Consider the following 16,971-nt stretch of genomic DNA (forward strand, 5'->3'; position numbering starts at 1 on the left):
GTGCGTGCCCGGTCGGCCGGGCGCGTTTGAGACTGCTTGGAGGTCTAATTGGACAAGAACATGAAAATCCTCATCGTTGACGACTTTTCGACGATGCGGCGGATCATCAAGAACCTGTTGCGTGACCTGGGCTTCACCAACACCGAAGAAGCCGACGATGGCACCACGGCGCTGCCGATGCTGGAAAACGGCCACTACGACTTCCTGGTGACCGACTGGAACATGCCCGGCATGTCCGGTATCGACCTGCTGCGTAAAGTGCGTGCCAGTGAAAAGCTGAAAACCATGCCGGTACTGATGGTGACTGCCGAGGCCAAGCGCGACCAGATCATCGAAGCGGCCCAGGCCGGCGTCAATGGCTATGTGGTCAAGCCGTTCACCGCCCAGGTGCTCAAAGAAAAGATCGAGAAGATCTTCGAACGTGTCAACGGCTGAGTCACGTCAGGGGGCGCGCCATGGATTCATCACAAACGTCTTTGGGGGAGTTCGAATCGACCCTGAAGAAACATGCCCAGGAGTTGGTCGAAAGCCTGGAGCGGGGCCGTTTCGGCGAGGCGGTACAGCTGATTCATGAGCTGAACCAGACTCGCGACCGTGGCCTGTACCAGGAGGTCGGCAAGCTGACCCGCGAGTTGCACAGCGCTATCGTCAGCTTCCAGATCGACCCGACCATGCCACAGGCCGAGGAGGTGTCGCAGATAACCGACGCTACCGAGCGCCTGTCGTACGTGGTCAAGCTGACCGAGGGTGCGGCCAACCGCACCATGGACCTGGTCGAGGAAAGCACCCCGGTGCTCAACGACCTGGCCAGCGAAGCGAAGGCCTTGAGTACCGACTGGCAGCGCTTCATGCGCCGCGAAGTGGCAGCGCCGGAGTTCCGTGACCTGGTCAAACGCGTCGACAGTTTCCTCACGCACAGCGCTGAAGGTAACCGCAAGGTTGCCGGCCACCTCAACGACATTCTGCTGGCTCAGGACTATCAGGACCTGACCGGGCAGGTGATCAAACGCGTCACCACGCTGGTGACCGAGGTGGAAAGCAACCTGCTCAAACTGGTGCTGATGGCCAGCCAGGTCGACCGCTTTGCCGGTATCCAGCATGACCACGATCAACTGCGCGCAGAAAAAGATCTAGAAAAACATCCGACTCGGGGTGAAGGTCCGCAGATTCATGCCGATAAGCGTGAAGACGTTGTGTCCGGTCAGGACGATGTCGATGATTTGCTGTCCAGCCTGGGTTTTTAAGGAGCACGTTTGATGAGCTTCGGCGCCGATGAAGAAATCCTCCAGGATTTCCTGGTAGAAGCCGGCGAAATTCTTGAGCAACTGTCCGAGCAACTGGTCGAGCTGGAAAGCCGACCCGACGATGCCGACTTGCTCAATGCGATCTTTCGCGGTTTCCACACTGTAAAAGGGGGCGCCGGCTTCCTTCAGCTGAACGAGCTGGTGGAGTGCTGCCATATCGCCGAGAACGTGTTCGACATCCTGCGCAAAGGTGAGCGCCGGGTCGATGCGGAACTGATGGATGTGGTGCTTGAGGCACTCGACACGGTCAACAGCATGTTCGGGCAGGTGCGCGAGCGTGCCGAGGTTACCCCGGCCACGCCCGAGCTGCTGGCGGCCCTGTCGCGGCTGGCCGAACCCGGTGGCGCCGAGGTTGCCCAAGCGCCTGTTGCAGCGGCACCGTCAGCCGAGGCGCCGGTTGCGGCCACGGCCCCTGCCGATGAACAGGACATCACCGACAGCGAGTTTGAGCAGTTGCTCGACTCGCTCGATGCGGTCAAGGCGCAAGCCGCGGTCGACGAGCAGATGCAGGGCGAGGCTGGCAGTGGCGAAGGTGACGAAATCACTGACGCCGAATTCGAGTCGCTGCTCGACCAGTTGCACGGCAAAGGCCAGTTCAGTGTCGAAGTCGCGGTACAGCCGGTCGCCGTGCCTGCAGACGCGGCAAGCGACGAAATTACCGACGAAGAATTCGAATCGTTACTCGACCAGTTGCATGGCAAGGGCACATTCCAGGCCGATGCCTTGCCTGCCGCCAACGCGCCGGCGCCGGTCGCGGTTGACAACAGCGCCGCCAGCGACGAAATCAGCGAGCACGAGTTCGAGGCCCTGCTGGACCAGTTGCACGGCAAGGGCAAGTTTGGTGGTGACGTTGCTGCGGTCGAGGCCCCGGCTGTTGCCAAGGTGCAAGCGCCTGCTCAAGCCAAGGCCGACAGCCAGCCGGTCGCCAAGCCAGCCCCTGCTGCCCCCGCACCCGCGGCCACCAGCAAGCCTGCGCCGGCCCCTCGTGCACCGGCGCCGGCTGCCGAGAAGCATGCCGTCAGCGAAGCGGAAACCACGGTCCGCGTTGACACCGCGCGCCTGGACGAAATCATGAACATGGTCGGCGAACTGGTGCTGGTGCGTAACCGCCTGGTACGCCTGGGCCTGAACAGCGGCGACGAGGCCATGTCCAAGGCCGTGTCCAACCTCGACGTGGTCACTGCCGACCTGCAGACGGCGGTGATGAAAACCCGCATGCAGCCGATCAAGAAAGTGTTCGGCCGCTTCCCGCGCCTGGTGCGCGACCTTGCCCGCCAGTTGAAGAAAGAGATCAACCTGGAGCTGGTCGGCGAAGAGACTGACCTGGACAAGAACCTGGTCGAGGCCCTGGCCGACCCGTTGGTGCACCTGGTGCGTAACGCCGTCGACCATGGTGTCGAGATGCCCGATGAGCGTGAAGCCTCTGGCAAGGCCCGCACCGGCCGTGTGGTGCTGTCGGCCGAACAGGAAGGTGATCACATCCTGCTGTCGATCTCTGACGACGGCAAGGGCATGGACCCGAACATCCTGCGTGCCAAGGCCGTGGAAAAAGGCCTGATGGACAAGGATGCCGCTGAGCGCCTGAGTGAATCGGACTGCTACAACCTGATCTTCGCCCCGGGCTTCTCGACCAAGACCGAGATTTCCGACGTGTCTGGCCGTGGCGTGGGCATGGACGTGGTGAAAACCAAGATTTCCCAGCTCAACGGATCGATCAATATCTACTCGGCCAAGGGCCAGGGCTCGAAGATCGTCATCAAGGTGCCGCTGACCTTGGCGATCATGCCCACCCTGATGGTGATGCTGGGCAACCAGGCGTTTGCCTTCCCGCTGGTCAACGTCAACGAAATCTTCCACCTCGACCTGTCGCGCACCAACGTGGTCGACGGCCAGGAAGTGGTGATCGTGCGCGACAAGGCGCTGCCGCTGTTCTACCTCAAGCGCTGGCTGGTACAGGGCCAGGTGCACGAAGAGCAGCACGAGGGCCACGTAGTGATCCTGTCGGTTGGCACGCAGCGCATCGGCTTTGTCGTCGATCAACTGGTGGGCCAGGAAGAAGTGGTAATCAAGCCGCTGGGCAAGATGTTGCAGGGCACCCCGGGCATGTCCGGGGCCACCATCACCGGTGACGGTCGGATCGCGTTGATTCTCGATGTCCCGAGCATGCTCAAGCGTTACGCCGCACGGCGTATTTGATTTCGGTGGCGCACCCTGGCGGGTTGCGCCGCCTAATGGAGTGTTTATGGCAGTCAAGGTCCTGGTGGTGGATGATTCCGGTTTCTTCCGCCGCCGCGTCTCGGAAATCCTCTCGGCGGATCCGACGATCCAGGTAGTGGGTACCGCGACCAATGGCAAGGAAGCAATCGACCAGGCGCTGGCGCTCAAGCCCGATGTCATCACCATGGACTACGAGATGCCCATGATGGACGGCATCACCGCGGTGCGGCATATCATGCAGCGCTGCCCGACGCCGGTGTTGATGTTTTCCTCGCTGACCCACGAAGGCGCTCGCGTCACCCTCGACGCGCTGGATGCTGGCGCGGTGGATTACCTGCCGAAAAACTTCGAGGACATTTCGCGCAACCCCGACAAGGTCAGGCAAATGCTGTGCGAGAAGGTGCATACCCTTTCGCGCAGCAACCGCCGCCTGGGCAGCTATGCCAGGACGGCACCGGCCGCCGCGCCGGTGCCGGCCAGCAGCCCTGCGCCCGCCAGCAGTTTCGCCAACCCCGCGCCAGCCCGTCCTGCGGCGCCGGCCCGTGCAGCTGCCCCGGCGGCGTCGCACTCGCCAGCCCCCAAGCGCAAACCCTACAAGCTGGTGGCCATTGGCACCTCCACGGGCGGCCCCGTGGCCCTGCAGCGGGTATTGACCCAGCTGCCTGCCAACTTCCCGGCGCCGATCGTGTTGATCCAGCACATGCCGGCGGCGTTCACCAAGGCCTTTGCCGAACGCCTGGACAAGCTGTGTCGCATTAACGTCAAGGAAGCCGAGGACGGCGACGTGCTGCGCCCAGGCCTGGCCCTGCTGGCCCCCGGCGGCAAGCAGATGATGATCGACGGCCGTGGCACCGTGAAGATCCTGCCCGGTGACGAGCGCCTGAACTACAAGCCGTGCGTGGACATCACCTTTGGTTCGGCAGCAAAGTCTTACGGCGACAAGGTGCTGTCGGTGGTGCTCACCGGCATGGGCGCCGATGGCCGTGAAGGTGCACGCCTGCTCAAGCAGGGCGGCAGTACCGTGTGGGCCCAGGATGAAGCCAGCTGCGTGATCTATGGCATGCCCATGGCCATCGTCAAGGCCAACCTGGCCGATGCGGTCTACAGCCTGGACGAAATCGGCAAGCACTTGGTGGAGGCCTGCGTCTGATGGACGTCCTCAGCCTGATCGGCCTGATTCTCGCCTTTGTCGCCATCGTCGGTGGCAACTTTCTGGAAGGTGGCCATGCCGGCGCGCTGGTCAATGGCCCGGCGGCGCTGATCGTGCTGGGTGGCACTCTGGCGGCAGCCTTGTTGCAGTCGCCGCTGTCCTCCTTCAAGCGCGCCTTGCAGATTTTGCGCTGGATACTGTTCCCGCCGCGGGTAGACCTGGCGGGTGGTATCGACCGTGTGGTGAACTGGAGCCTGACCGCGCGCAAGGAAGGCCTGCTGGGCCTTGAGGGCGTGGCCGATGCAGAGCCCGACCCGTATGCGCGCAAAGGCCTGCAATTGCTGGTGGACGGCGCTGAGCCAGAAGCCATCCGCAGCATCCTTGAAGTCGACTTTCTGACCCAGGAGAGCCGTGACATCCAGGCTGCCAAGGTATTCGAGAGCATGGGCGGCTACGCGCCGACCATCGGCATCATCGGTGCGGTGATGGGCCTGATCCACGTGATGGGCAACCTCGCTGACCCTTCGCAGCTGGGCAACGGCATTGCCGTGGCCTTTGTCGCCACCATCTACGGCGTGGCCAGCGCCAACCTGATCCTGCTGCCGATCGCCAACAAGCTCAAGGCCAACGTCATGCGCCAGTCGCGCTACCGCGAGATGCTGCTCGAAGGCCTGTTGTCGATTGCCGAGGGTGAAAACCCGCGCTCGATCGAGTTGAAGCTGCAAGGCTTCATGGAGTAACCCATGCGTCGCCGTCGTCATACCGAGGAACACGAAAACCACGAACGCTGGCTGGTGTCGTACGCTGACTTCATCACCTTGCTGTTCGCCTTTTTCGTGGTGATGTACTCGATTTCCTCGATCAACGAGGGCAAGTACAAGGTCATTTCCCAGGCCTTGCTCGGGGTGTTCAACGACCCTGAGCGCAGCATGAAACCGATTCCTATTGGCGATGAGCAGCCGTTGAGCGTGCGCCCGGCAGAGCCGCTGGTCAAAGACAGCGAGCAGACCGAAGCGGGCTTGGCGGCGACCCAGGTCGACCCGTTGAAAACCATCAGCGATGACGTGCGCGATGCCTTTGGCGACCTGATCAACAGCAACCAGATGACCGTGCGCGGCAACGAGCTGTGGATCGAGATCGAGCTGAATTCATCGCTGTTGTTCGGCAGTGGCGATGCCATGCCCAGCGACAAGGCGTTTGCCATCATCGAGAAGGTGGCAAACATCCTCAAGCCATTCGCCAACCCGGTGCATGTCGAAGGCTTCACCGACAACCTGCCGATCCGCACGGCACAGTACCCGACCAACTGGGAGCTGTCGTCGGCACGGGCGGCGAGCATCGTGCGCCTGCTGGCCATGGAAGGGGTCAACCCGGCACGCATGGCATCGGTGGGTTATGGCGAGTACCAGCCGGTGGCCGGCAATGACACCGCCGACGGTCGCGCGCGTAATCGCCGGGTGGTGCTGGTGATTTCCCGTAACCTCGAAGTGCGCCGCAGCCTGACGGGCTCGGGCAGTGCCAATGCAACGCCGGATGCCGCATTGCGCCGGGCTGGCACACAAAGTGCACCGGCAACGTCAGCAACGGTGGCGGGGCAGTGATCCGTCAATTCCCCGTCGCGCCATTGTATTGAAAGTGACTCCGTCCCCTCTGGGAGCGGGCATGCCCGCGAAGCAGGCGACGCGGTGAACGGCACCGGCTGCGCCGGTGTTCGCGGGCTCGCCCGCTCCCACAGGGGTCGTGCCGGCTCTTGGATAGTTGTTTCTACAGTGTCCCTGCCAAATCAATAGATAGAGTTTGCTTGATGAGAGTCTGGGCAGTAGCCAATCAAAAAGGTGGCGTCGGCAAGACCACCACAACCATCGCCCTGGCTGGCCTGCTGGCTGAGGCTGGCAAGCGCGTGGTCGTCGTCGACCTCGATCCGCACGGGTCGATGACCAGCTATTTCGGGCACAACCCCGATGCGCTGGAGCACAGCTGCTACGACCTGTTCCTGCACAAGGGCGCAGTGCCAGACGGCCTGCCCGGGCAGTTGTTGCTGCCTACCAGCGACGAGCGCATTTCGCTGTTGCCGTCGAGCACCGCTTTGGCAGTGCTGGAGCGCCAGTCACCCGGGCAAAATGGCCTGGGCCTGGTGATCGCCAAGAGTCTGGCGCAGCTGTGGCAGGATTTCGACTATGCCGTGATCGACAGCCCCCCCTTGCTGGGTGTGCTGATGGTCAATGCCCTGGCCGCCAGCCAGCAGTTGGTGATACCGGTGCAGACCGAATTTCTGGCAGTGAAGGGCCTGGAACGCATGGTTGGCACCTTGGCCATGATCAACCGTTCGCGCAAGCAGGCGCTGCCGTACCAGATCGTACCCACCCTGTTCGACCGCCGTACCCAGGCCTCCCTGGGCACACTCAAGCTGCTGCGTGATACCTACGGCCAACAGGTGTGGCAGGGCTACATCCCAGTCGATACGCGCCTGCGCGATGCCAGCCGCAAGGGCGTCACGCCCTCGCAGTTCGACAGCAAGAGCCGCGGTCTGATTGCCTATCGGGCGCTGCTCAAGCACCTGCTGACTTACAAGACCGCAGTGCAGGTGGCCTGATGACCCAGACCCGACACACCAGCACCCGGCCGCAGATGGCCCTGCAGTCGTACCTCGACGGCCTGTTGCAGGAGGCCACCGAAGCCGAAGAGCTGTTTGAGCCGCCAGCGGCGCCAGACGAGTTCGCCGAGGCGGTGCGCGAGGAGCAGGCACGTGATGCGCGTCAGCCCGCCGGGCCGATGCCAGCCCAAGCCCCTGCCAGCCTTGCCCAACGGCCGTTTGCCGAACCCAAGGTGGCGGTATTGCCCAGCGTCATGCCGATAGAAGCGCCGGTGGTCACGGTGGTCGAGCAGCAGGTGATCGCCGAGGCCGCCATCCCGGTGCTGGTCGAAGAACAAACCGTGGAACCCGCAGTGCCGCTGGTCGACGTGCACCTCCCGGCGCCGAACCTGCCGGTGCCGCCGGCCACCGTGGACGGCCGCCCGGTGTGGGCGGCCGAGCCATTCGAATGTCTGTTGTTCGATGTCGCCGGCCTGACCCTGGCGGTGCCGCTGGTGTGCCTGGGCTCGATCTACAACCTGGCCGGCCAGGAGCTGACCCCGCTGTTCGGCCAGCCGGACTGGTTCCTCGGCATCCTGACCTGCCAGGCCGGCAACCTGAAGGTGCTGGACACGGCGCGTTGGGTAATGCCCGACCGCTACCGCGACGATTTTCGCCAAGGCCTGAATTATGTGATTTCCGTGCAGGGCTACGAATGGGGGCTGGCCGTACATCAGGTCAGCCGTTCGCTGCGCCTGGACCCGTCCGAAATCAAGTGGCGCAGCCAGCGGGGCCAGCGCCCGTGGCTGGCTGGCACGGTGATTGAACACATGTGTGCATTGCTCGACGTCGCCGCACTGGCCGAGCTGATCGCCAGCGGCGCGGTCAAGCAGATGCACGCCAAACAGAAATGACACAGAACACAACCGCCAAACAGCGGATTTTGAGGGTAGGGGAATGAAAAAGTCGTCTGCACAAGGTTCCGAAGATCCGATCCTGCAGTGGGTTACCTTCCGTCTGGACAACGAGTCCTACGGCATCAACGTGATGCAGGTGCAGGAAGTGCTGCGCTACACCGAGATTGCCCCGGTGCCGGGTGCGCCAAGCTACGTGCTGGGTATCATCAACCTGCGCGGCAACGTGGTGACAGTGATCGACACCCGTCAGCGTTTTGGCCTGATGCCGACCGAGGTCACCGACAACACCCGTATCGTCATCATCGAAGCCGATAAGCAAGTGGTCGGCATTCTGGTCGACAGCGTGGCCGAGGTAGTTTACCTGCGCCAGTCCGAAATCGAGACCGCGCCGAATGTGGGTAACGAAGAGTCGGCTAAATTCATTCAGGGCGTGTGCAACAAGAACGGTGAACTGCTGATCCTCGTCGAACTGGACAAGATGATGACCGAGGAAGAGTGGTCCGAGCTGGAGAACATCTGAGTTGATCCTAGAGGTTGCTGTCATCTTCCTGGCGCTGGTCTGGGCGCTGAGCCTGTGGTTCTTCCTCAACTACAGCAAGCGCCAGCGCGAGCTGGCTGCGCAGCAGGCCGAGGGCGATGCCCTGCGTGACCAGCGCATCAAGGACCTGGCCAAGCGCCTGGACGACTACCAGAACGGTACCGTGCGCATGGGCGAGGCCCTTCACGAGCTGCGTGTGTCGGTGGCCAGTGTGCCTGACCGGCTGGAGCGGCTGGAGCAACGCGACCCCAGTAGTGTCACGTTCAGCCAGGCGGCCAAGTTGGTGGGGATGGGCGCGAGCGTGTCGGAGTTGACCGAAACCTGCGGGCTGACGCGGGCCGAGGCAGAGTTGATGAGCAAGTTGCATCGCAGCGAATAACGTGAAAAGGCGACCTGAGGTCGCCTTTTTCTATTGCCGCGATTGCTTGCTCAAGCCTGTCGGGCCCTAGCTGGACGTGCCGCTCAGGGCCTGGCCCAGGAGTTGTATCCCCCTATCCTGGCAATGCGGTTGAGTGGCAGCAGTTGCCTTTGCACCGCCTGAAACTCAGGAAGGCTGACGAACTGCCAGGAGTTAGTGCGGGGGAACGCATACAGGTTGATGATCTGACGCATCATGCCGAGCTCAGGCAACAGACGGTCGACCACGTCGGTGAGCAACTTCGGCCCGGTGAGGTGGCTAAGGGCCTGGGCATAACCATAGAACGCTTGCGGGTCGGTTTGTAGGGATGGCTTGCTTTGATAGAAGTTTGGCGCTTGTTCGTAGCGCGCCTGCATTTCTTCCAGGATTGCCTTGAGCGTCGGATTATTCGCGTGGCTGCCTACCAGGCTGCCGTTGTACAGGCAGTTCATGCCCAATTTTTCGTTGGACACCGCCGAGTGCAGCAGCAGGCCGTTTTCAGAGGTGGCAAGTGCTACGTCATCAAGGCGCTCTCCCGGCGTGCCTCTGGGGGCGCCATCGATGAACACAGGGTACTCACCAGGCGCTAGCAGCGTGTCGTCGACATCCATGTACAGGCCACCTTCCTGTTCAAGCAGGGCATAGCGCAAAACGTCCGACGCCGACGAAAAGTTGCTGGCCACCCCACCGTTACCGTGGATCGCTGCCTGGTATTGGGGGAAGTTGGCACTCTCCTTGAAACGCGCATAGAACGGCTGATCCTCAAGTGGCAATACTTCTACCCCGGGCGCATGCTCCGCCAAAAGCTGCAGGTTGGCCTGGAACGCAGCCGGCTCGGCCCTGGAGAGATACAGGCGATGAACATACTGAGTCTCCTGCAGCGTGCGGGCGTTGCGGGCGATATTGTCGATCAGGGTTTGCTCAATGACCTTGTCGCCTACCCAGATATTCAGGACGTGTTTAGGGATTGGTCGCAGTCCTTCGGTAGGTACGACCGGTAGCTCAATGGGCAGGTTCAGATCAACGCCCAATGCACGCAAGGTCGCCATGCGCATGTCATCGGTCACCTGACGCGCTCGGGCATCCACCTCGACCAGATTGAGCGAGCCTGGCGTTGCGATGTAGCAGCTTGGCTCAACCTCATTGAGGTCGCTTTCCAGGCGAAAGGCATCGAGTTCCATGTCGTAGAGCACATGCTCTTGATAACCGCCGATCATCGTCGTGAGCAGGTCGGGCGAACCGTCGTAGCGAGGCGTCCTGACAACGGCACCGGCCACACCGTCGTCGGCACCCGGCAGAGGCGCGATGGGGTCTGGAGTATGGAAATAATCTGCCACGTCGGCCAGCGGCAGCTCAGGGGGGGTGATGGGGCTCAAGGGGTAGCCGATTTGTTCGTTGACCCGGCTGGGGATCACAAAACCTTCATGCTTGAAGCGCAGCAGCACAGGTGCCTTGGACACCCCGGCAGCCACCAGCGGTAGTGCATTGAGCACCCCAAACACCGACGTGCCGATGCCTTCGGCGCTTTGCCGGGCGTTTTTGGCGTGGATGGCCTGGTCCAGGCCCAGGCCGAACTGGGCGATGCCGCCCAGGGCGAACAGCGGGGCCAGCTCGGGCACTACCAGGGCCAAAGGGCCCAGCACGTTGATTGCCGAGTTCAAGTAGCCGCGCCATTTGGCCTTGGTCACTTCGCTGTCGCTGGTGATGATGAAATGAGCGTCCTGGTAACTGCGCTGTTTCTGGCGGCGGGCCAGGGAAAGGAACAGGTCGCCTTCTATCAGGGGGCTGTAGTCCTTGACCTTGTAGTTGATGTAGTCCTGTGGGGGCCAGATGCCCTGCGCCGTGAAGCCGGGGCGGTTGCTGTCGAGGTGGTAGGGAGCTGGGTAGCTGCCCAGGCCGCACAGGGCAGTGTGAAGGCCGCTGTAGCTCAAACCGTCTTCGCGATCGGCCAGGGCGAAGTGGCCCTGCAGGGCGTCGCGCGTGCGCGGGGTACGGCACTGGTTGGCGAACCAGTCCAGCATGGCCTGTTTGTCGCTGAACTCGTGCAGGGGCGAGGCATTACCCGGAATGTAGAGTAAAACCAGGCCGCTGACGGCGTCGTGCAGGCACAGCAGGTCAGTGGCGGTGTAGCCGTACACATTTAGCCACCTGGCGCGCAGCCTCGGTTTGCTGCCCGGCTTTTCGTCACCGGGCGTTACCGACGTTGAGGCTTGCAGGCCGCATGCCTGCCAGGCCAGCTTTCTGCCGGCATCACTGAGGCTGCCCTCGGTGACTTGCTTGTTGCAGGCGGCGATGAAGTTGATCTTTGCGCTGATACGGTAGCGTTCCAGGTTGGCATCCCAGTAGCTGTCGAGCATCGACTTGTACTGCACCTGCAAGTCCAGGCCCCAGATAAACGACTGGAACTCCTCAGCTGCCAGCGGGACGTGCGTGTCTGCGTTGTATAGCGGGTGGTCGCTGTGCCTGAACAACCCGTTGTAGACGCTATAGGGTGCGTGATGGTCAAACAGGTTTTGCTCGCGCAGTGTCTGGACAATGGTCAGTGGCCCTTCGGGTAACTCGCCGGCCCAAGGAGCATCGATCGCCGCGCCTAACCAGTTGTTGGCCGACTCACCCTGCCAGTTCGAGAGCACGGCCTGGGTCAGTGTCATCTTCTGCGCGACGAGCGCAATCCAGCCGAGCTTGGGGCTGAACTGGTAATGCAGGGTGACCGCGTCGACGCGGTCTGGGTCCAGGTCGATGGAGCGTTCCTGGGCCCACTGATGGATGGCACTGGCTGCCGCACGGTCCGGGCGCGGAAAACCGGCGAGGCTGTCACGCACAAATTGCACGCCCTTGGCATTGACGTATTGGGTTGTCATGGCGGTCACCTTTGAGTCTGTATGGGCTGGCAAAGGTGACCTGCATACGGGGGGCGGTGGCACTACATATGTAGGTGAGTGTCGCAGGCGTTGCGCATCCTTGGTAAACCAAGCCGTGCGCGACGACGAAACCCGTCGATTGCCCCCGGCTTGTACCTGGCCCACCGCGACCGTTTCAGGTATAGGCCCAGCTGTGCTCGTGGCCCATGCGGGCCACCCTGTCGAGCGGTACGTGTTGTTGCAGCACGGCATGGAACATATCGAAGTTCAGCGTTGCATGGATGTCGTAAACCGGTGACACCAGCAAATGACAGATTTCACGCAGTTGTTTGAGGAGCGGCAGTCGTTGGTCTACTACGGCATTGAGCACACCTGGGCCGGTCAACAGGCTCAGACGCCGGGCGTACGCCTGGAACGGCAACGGCGCCAGGCGAGGGTCCGGGCGGCTGTTGTAGAACTCGGGTTCCATGCCGTAGCGACGCAGGATCTCATCGGACACCGCGTCCAGCGTCGGGTTACCGGGGAGGCTGCCGATCATGCTGTTGTTGAACTTGACGTACATGCCCAACTGGTCGTTAGACACCGGCGGCGAGAACAGCAGGCCATCATCCGTGGCCTGGAGCATCACGGTGGCCAAGGGTGGGTTGAGCTCACCTCTGGTGGTGTCCAGCAGCCGATCGTCGGCATCCAGATAAAGCCCGCCATAGTGCTTGAGCAAGCGGTAGCGCAAGATGTCGCACGCAGAGGCAAGGTTGCGGCCGAGCCCGCCGTTGCCTGCGATGGCGGCCTGGTACTGCGGGTAATAAGCTGATTGGGTGAACGCCTGAAAGAAACCTTGAGTCTCCAGAGGGAGCAGCTGCGCGCCTTCAGCCCTGGTGCGGAGCAGACGCATATTGCGTTCAAAAACCAGTGGGTCTTGCTGCGATAGCAGAATCTGGTAGCGATACCCGCTGAGGCGGGCGATGCGCGTGTTGTGGGCCAATGCTTCGAGGAATTCACCTTGCAGCACGCTGTCACCCACCCAGACGCTACTGATCAGTCTGGGAATCGGTGTGCGCACCAATTGCCCGTAAAGGGCGTAGTCGATGGGCATCTCCACGTCGATCCCCAATGCCCGAAGCGTCGTGTTGCGCTGCTCATCGGTGGCGTTGAATCGCCTTCTGGACAGCGTCAGCGAGGTGTCGCTGGTATTGGCGAGCCGCCAGCGCGGTGGCACGATCATGTGTGTGTCACGGGAGCGGACGAAGCTGTCGCTGGCAAACTCGTACTCGACCCATTCGCTGACCACGCCCTCGGGTGTTTGCAGCCATGCCATGAAGCGGTGCTCGAGGTTTTCGTCGACACGCGTCACCACAGCCGCGAGGCTGTCGGAGGACAGGGTCGCTTGCTCACGGAATGCCAACTCTACCGAGTCGCTCGCCTGGGCGATGGGGGCGGCGCCAACCGGCATACCCAGCACATTGGAGAGGCGTGACGGGGTGAAAAACCCGGTGCGGCTGCAACGAAACACCGACGCCTCCCTGGCAAAGCCCTGGCCGGCCAGGGGGAGCGCGTTGAACAGGCCGAATGTCTGGTCGGCGACGCCTGCGCTTCGGCTCTCCAGGCTCTTGCCATTGATGGCCTGATCAAGGCCAAGGGTGAATTGGCTCAGGCCACCGATCACCAGCAACGGAGCCAGTTCGGGCAAAAGGAGGGCAAACGGGGCAAGCAGCGCAGTGGCCACAGAGAGGTAGTTGCCCCAGCGGGACTTGTCGATGTCATGATTGCTGGTGATCAGGCTGTCGGTATCGGCATAGGTGCGGCGCTTGCGCTGCAAGCTCAGGTGCTCGAACAGGTCGCCGATGATCGGGGGGGAGTAGGTGTCGGGGCGATAGTCGATGATCGCTTGCGGGTCCCAATGCCCGCTGGTCGCAAAACCCGGGTGCTGGGGGTTGAAATGATGCGCAGCAGGGTACAAGCCCAAGCCGATCAAGGCCGTACGCAAGCCGCTGAAGTCCAGGCCGTCGGGCCAGTCGGCACGGGCGAAGTGGATCAGCATTGCATTGCGCTTGTCGGGGACCTTGCATTGTTCTGCGAACCAATCCTTCATGGCGGACGCATCGGTGAACGCATGAAGCGGCGAAGCATTGCCTGGAATGTACAGGACAACCCCTGGGTCGCTGGTTTGTTTGATGTACAGAATATCGGTCGCGGTATAACCGTAGACGTTCAGCATCGAAATACTGAGGTCGCCCTGAGGTAACAACCCGCAAACTCGCCAGACCAGCTGGCGCTGAGGCTCGGACAGGCTGCCCTCTATTACCTGACGGTTGCAGGCGGCAATCAAGGCAAGGTGAATGGCCTGCCGATAATCGTCATTGTGTTGAGCCCAGTAGTTGTCGAGTTGTTGTTTGAACAGGGTGTGAAAATTCAGCCTCCAGTTAGCGGTCTGAAAGTCTTCTGCGCGTATCGGCAGGCGCGTATCCGGGGCGTAGCGGGGAGGCTCTGTGCGTTTGTACAGGCCGTTGAACACCTGATAGGGCGAAGCATTGGATAACGGGCTCAGTGGCGCAAGCCGTTCAACGATGGTCAATGGGTCCTGTGGCGGCAGGCCTGCCCAGTCGCCATAGTGGAAACCGTCATAGCCTGCGGCCGGTTCGCCCTGCCAGTTGGCAAGCAATGCTTCGACCAGGTTCATCTTCTGGGTGATGACGGCCTTCGTACTGCCCTGTGAACGCCCTTCTCCCGCCGGTTCTATCCGGTAGTGGAAGGTGACCACGTCGGTCAGCAAAGGCGACTGCGCCACCCCCTTCGAGGTAAGCCATTCGGAAAGTGTCTGTTGTGCCAGCAGGTCGGGGCGGGGAAAGTCCTGCAGTGCCTGGCGGATACGGGCCAGGCTGTGGTGCGGAATGGGGCGCATTGAGTAACCCTTCTATCGATGAAGGGCATCAGGGTAGTGTGAGGGTGCAACTCACGGCGTCAGGTAACGCTGCCGGGAGGGGGCAGCCCCAGCAGCGCTGGCGTGATGTCACGGGTCGTGGCGGTGTCGTCGGCGAAGCCCGCCGGGACGCGGCCGCGCAGTTGCCAGGCGAAAGCAATGATCTCGGCGATGGTCAGGTACAGTGCTTCGGGAATCTGTTCGCCCAGCTCCAGGCGCGCCAGCAGGCGCACCAGCTCGGCATTTTCGTAGATCGGCACCTCGTGTTCGCGGGCCAGGGCCAGGATGGCCTCGGCCAGCGCATCGTCACCCTTGGCGCTGAGGGTAGGGGCCTGCTGGCCGTCGTAGGTCAGGGCGATGGCCTGGCGTGTTGGTTGCTGTGTCATGCGTTTTCGTCTACCCAGCGTTGCTCCACCCGTGTGCGCGGGCCTTGAGGGGGGATGCCCGGGTGGCATTCCAGGTTGCCAACGTCCAGGCCGCGGTCCAGCAGGCGCTGGCGCAAGGCACCGAGCTGGCTGTCGATCAGCCTTGCGGTGGGTTCACGTTCTGCCCACAGATGCCCGCTCAGGCGGCCTTGGCTCAACTGCGCCTGGACTTGCAGCGGGCCAAGGGGTGACAGGTCGAAGGCCAGCTCGATGCGCCACAGGGCTTGCAGCGGGTCTTGCGCTTCATGTTGGCGGTCGGCCTGCTGTTGCGGTGTTTCCTCGCGCTGGATTTTGACTTGCAGCGGGATGAACTCCTGACCGTGGCGGATCGGCACTTCGGTTTGCCAGGTGGTCTGCAGGTTGCCGTTTTCCAGTGTGCCGGTTTGTTGCAGGCTGCTCATGGCATGGTTTTGCAAGCGTGAAACGGCAGCTGCGGCCAGGCGCAGCAGCTGTTGCAGGTCGCCTTCGTCTTCCAGGGCCTTGAGCAGGCGCGACGGCAGGGGGAACGCCCCTGGCTGCGGCTTGGGGCTGACCCGTTCGAGCATGCCCAGTGCGCTGCGGGCCAGCGCCGGCATGGTCACGGCCAGGCTGGCGGGCGCCAGGTTGGGCATGCCTGGTGTGCTGACCGGGGCCTGGGTGATCAGGCGCAGCAGGTGTGCCTTAAGGTCAGTGGCCACGCTGGCAGGAAAACCGCCCAGCAGTTTCGCTTCAAGGAAGGCGCCGCTGTTGTTCAGCGCCTGGGCCACGCCTTTGGCGTCGCCCAGTTGCCGCGCGTCCGGCAGGCCGGCCAACAGGCGTTCGGCACTGGCGCGCAGGTCGCCATCGGCGCTCGGGTCGCGGGCGAGCTGTTGCAGCGCGTTGAGCACACCGGGCAGGGAGGCTTGGCGGTTTTGCTGGGTCAGCAGTTGCTGGGCAATGCTCAGTTGGTCCTGTCTGCCACTAAGCGGCACGAAACGCAGCGACTGGTCGCCTTGCACCAACGCGCTGAGCAGGCTGCCAATGGCCAGGGGGCGTGGGCTGTCGACGCTCAAGGTGGCGCCGGCCTGTGCACTGTTGAGCAGGCTGACCAGCGCCCGGTAGATCGGCGGTTGGCCGGGCGCCTGGGCCAATGCCTGGTTGGTCAGGACCTTGCCTTGCAGCAGGGTGCCGACGGGCACTTTGCTGGTGTCCAGGCGGGTGAGGGTGGCGATCTGGCTGGTATTGGCCTGCTGCAGCATGATTGCCAGTCGGTTGCTTTCGGTTTGGCTGACGGTGACCTGGCTGCCTTGGGGCAGTGGCTGGCTGGCGCTGGCTTGCAGCTGGGTCTGCACGCCGTTGGCCTGTATCAGGCGCAGTACCAACTGGAACTCCTGGCCCGTCTGGCGCAACGACACGACTTCGGCCTGCGCGGTCTCGCCGGGGGCCAGCAGACCCGGCTGCGCCTGGATCAGGCGCAGCAGTTCACCGGTCATGCCTGCCTTCATGGCTTGGCTGTTGATCGCGGTTTGTGCGCCGAGACTATTGATTTCAGTCATGATTGTATACAACCTGTCGAGCCCGGCCTCTTGGCAGCGCGGCGGCGCGTGTAATAATGCCGGGCGCCCGTGGTTGCCAGTATAACGGCAGCGCGCGGGGCGACTTGAGACACAAGGGTTCTGGAGCGGCGGGGGGGGGGGGGGGGGGGGGGGGGGGGG

At 62.5% G+C, this 16,971-nt stretch carries 14 protein-coding genes; 10 read left to right on the forward strand and 4 right to left on the reverse strand.

Annotation, left to right across the window (positions count from 1 at the left end; all coding sequences use genetic code 11):
• The first annotated feature begins 60 nt into the window (after window positions 1-60).
• The 10 genes from AC07XM_RS13670 to AC07XM_RS13715 all read left to right on the forward strand — a co-directional run bounded on the left by AC07XM_RS13670 (window position 61) and on the right by AC07XM_RS13715 (window position 9,077).
• Window positions 61-435 carry a chemotaxis response regulator CheY gene (locus AC07XM_RS13670; protein ID WP_161775562.1) on the forward strand — a complete coding sequence of 125 codons (375 nt, stop codon included), beginning with the start codon at window positions 61-63 and terminating at the stop codon, window positions 433-435.
• A gap of 20 nt (window positions 436-455) precedes the next feature.
• A complete protein-coding gene (locus tag AC07XM_RS13675; protein ID WP_016488412.1) occupies window positions 456-1,244 on the forward strand; it encodes a protein phosphatase CheZ in 789 nt (262 codons plus the stop codon).
• 12 nt (window positions 1,245-1,256) lie between these two features.
• Window positions 1,257-3,500, forward strand: a complete 2,244-nt coding sequence (locus AC07XM_RS13680) for a chemotaxis protein CheA (protein WP_016488411.1) — start codon at window positions 1,257-1,259, stop codon at window positions 3,498-3,500.
• A gap of 46 nt (window positions 3,501-3,546) precedes the next feature.
• Window positions 3,547-4,671, forward strand: coding sequence for a protein-glutamate methylesterase/protein-glutamine glutaminase (locus AC07XM_RS13685; RefSeq protein ID WP_060519418.1), 1,125 nt, complete (start codon window positions 3,547-3,549; stop codon window positions 4,669-4,671).
• Window positions 4,671-5,411, forward strand: a complete 741-nt coding sequence (locus AC07XM_RS13690) for a flagellar motor protein (RefSeq protein WP_016488409.1) — start codon at window positions 4,671-4,673, stop codon at window positions 5,409-5,411. The genes AC07XM_RS13685 and AC07XM_RS13690 overlap by 1 nt, the downstream gene beginning before the upstream one ends.
• A gap of 3 nt (window positions 5,412-5,414) precedes the next feature.
• A complete protein-coding gene (gene motD, locus AC07XM_RS13695) occupies window positions 5,415-6,272 on the forward strand; it encodes a flagellar motor protein MotD (protein WP_016488408.1) in 858 nt (285 codons plus the stop codon).
• 203 nt (window positions 6,273-6,475) lie between these two features.
• Window positions 6,476-7,264 carry a ParA family protein gene (locus tag AC07XM_RS13700; protein WP_016488407.1) on the forward strand — a complete coding sequence of 263 codons (789 nt, stop codon included), beginning with the start codon at window positions 6,476-6,478 and terminating at the stop codon, window positions 7,262-7,264.
• Window positions 7,264-8,157, forward strand: a complete 894-nt coding sequence (locus AC07XM_RS13705) for a CheW domain-containing protein (RefSeq protein ID WP_023049038.1) — start codon at window positions 7,264-7,266, stop codon at window positions 8,155-8,157. Before AC07XM_RS13700 ends, AC07XM_RS13705 begins: the two co-directional genes overlap by 1 nt.
• Before the next feature lie 43 nt (window positions 8,158-8,200).
• Window positions 8,201-8,680 (forward strand): chemotaxis protein CheW, encoded by a 480-nt coding sequence (locus AC07XM_RS13710; protein WP_003254393.1) that lies wholly within the window; start codon window positions 8,201-8,203, stop codon window positions 8,678-8,680.
• Between the two features lies 1 nt (window position 8,681).
• Window positions 8,682-9,077 carry a DUF2802 domain-containing protein gene (locus AC07XM_RS13715; protein WP_016488405.1) on the forward strand — a complete coding sequence of 132 codons (396 nt, stop codon included), beginning with the start codon at window positions 8,682-8,684 and terminating at the stop codon, window positions 9,075-9,077.
• Between the two features lie 83 nt (window positions 9,078-9,160).
• On the opposite strand, the gene AC07XM_RS13720 is transcribed toward AC07XM_RS13715, so the two are convergent.
• The 4 genes from AC07XM_RS13720 to fliK form a co-directional block, all read right to left on the reverse strand.
• Window positions 9,161-11,956 carry a dermonecrotic toxin domain-containing protein gene (locus tag AC07XM_RS13720; RefSeq protein ID WP_102688979.1) on the reverse strand — a complete coding sequence of 932 codons (2,796 nt, stop codon included), beginning with the start codon at window positions 11,954-11,956 and terminating at the stop codon, window positions 9,161-9,163.
• Window positions 11,957-12,131: 175 nt separating this feature from the next.
• Window positions 12,132-14,855 (reverse strand): dermonecrotic toxin domain-containing protein, encoded by a 2,724-nt coding sequence (locus AC07XM_RS13725; protein WP_102688978.1) that lies wholly within the window; start codon window positions 14,853-14,855, stop codon window positions 12,132-12,134.
• 59 nt (window positions 14,856-14,914) lie between these two features.
• Complete coding sequence (locus tag AC07XM_RS13730; RefSeq protein WP_060519428.1) at window positions 14,915-15,259, reverse strand: EscU/YscU/HrcU family type III secretion system export apparatus switch protein; 345 nt, start codon at window positions 15,257-15,259, stop codon at window positions 14,915-14,917.
• Entirely contained in the window at window positions 15,256-16,812 is a 1,557-nt protein-coding gene (fliK, locus tag AC07XM_RS13735; RefSeq protein ID WP_060519430.1) for a flagellar hook-length control protein FliK, read from the reverse strand. Before fliK ends, AC07XM_RS13730 begins: the two co-directional genes overlap by 4 nt.
• Window positions 16,813-16,971: the final 159 nt, after the last annotated feature.

The organism is Pseudomonas sp. GW460-LB5, from assembly GCF_059423245.1.

What these genes read in the sequence shown, in the direction of transcription:
- AC07XM_RS13670 (WP_161775562.1), top strand. Translation starts at nt 61, where the DNA reads ATGAAAATCCTCATCGTTGACGACTTTTCGACGATGCGGCGGATCATC.
- AC07XM_RS13675 (WP_016488412.1), top strand. Translation starts at nt 456, where the DNA reads ATGGATTCATCACAAACGTCTTTGGGGGAGTTCGAATCGACCCTGAAG.
- AC07XM_RS13680 (WP_016488411.1), top strand. Translation starts at nt 1,257, where the DNA reads ATGAGCTTCGGCGCCGATGAAGAAATCCTCCAGGATTTCCTGGTAGAA.
- AC07XM_RS13685 (WP_060519418.1), top strand. Translation starts at nt 3,547, where the DNA reads ATGGCAGTCAAGGTCCTGGTGGTGGATGATTCCGGTTTCTTCCGCCGC.
- AC07XM_RS13690 (WP_016488409.1), top strand. Translation starts at nt 4,671, where the DNA reads ATGGACGTCCTCAGCCTGATCGGCCTGATTCTCGCCTTTGTCGCCATC.
- motD (WP_016488408.1), top strand. Translation starts at nt 5,415, where the DNA reads ATGCGTCGCCGTCGTCATACCGAGGAACACGAAAACCACGAACGCTGG.
- AC07XM_RS13700 (WP_016488407.1), top strand. Translation starts at nt 6,476, where the DNA reads ATGAGAGTCTGGGCAGTAGCCAATCAAAAAGGTGGCGTCGGCAAGACC.
- AC07XM_RS13705 (WP_023049038.1), top strand. Translation starts at nt 7,264, where the DNA reads ATGACCCAGACCCGACACACCAGCACCCGGCCGCAGATGGCCCTGCAG.
- AC07XM_RS13710 (WP_003254393.1), top strand. Translation starts at nt 8,201, where the DNA reads ATGAAAAAGTCGTCTGCACAAGGTTCCGAAGATCCGATCCTGCAGTGG.
- AC07XM_RS13720 (WP_102688979.1), bottom strand. Translation starts at nt 11,956, where the DNA reads ATGACAACCCAATACGTCAATGCCAAGGGCGTGCAATTTGTGCGTGAC.
- AC07XM_RS13725 (WP_102688978.1), bottom strand. Translation starts at nt 14,855, where the DNA reads ATGCGCCCCATTCCGCACCACAGCCTGGCCCGTATCCGCCAGGCACTG.
- AC07XM_RS13730 (WP_060519428.1), bottom strand. Translation starts at nt 15,259, where the DNA reads ATGACACAGCAACCAACACGCCAGGCCATCGCCCTGACCTACGACGGC.
- fliK (WP_060519430.1), bottom strand. Translation starts at nt 16,812, where the DNA reads ATGACTGAAATCAATAGTCTCGGCGCACAAACCGCGATCAACAGCCAA.